This window comes from Stenotrophomonas sp. HMWF003, assembly GCF_003061285.1.
In the GTDB taxonomy this organism is placed as follows: Bacteria; Pseudomonadota; Gammaproteobacteria; order Xanthomonadales; family Xanthomonadaceae; genus Stenotrophomonas; species Stenotrophomonas maltophilia_AP.
In genome coordinates this window covers 5,654-5,879 of record NZ_QAIW01000461.1, presented here as the reverse complement: position 1 = coordinate 5,879, position 226 = coordinate 5,654, and positions in this window count along the sequence as shown.

The window sequence follows — 226 nt, the reverse complement described above, 5'->3', positions numbered from 1 at the left end:
GCATTGGGCCGCCCTGAGGCGACGGGTTAGGATAGCCGCCGCAACGTTGAACCGCCACTAACGACGCAGGCTCTGACCTGACTTCGTTTCAAGAGTTCAACATCACTTTTTTTTAACGTTTTCAGGAGTCCCGCCGTGGCCGACGCCCCCATCGCCCCCGCCCCTATCGACGTTGCCGATGACGGTGCCATCCGCACTGTCACCGTGAACCGGCCGGACAAGCTCA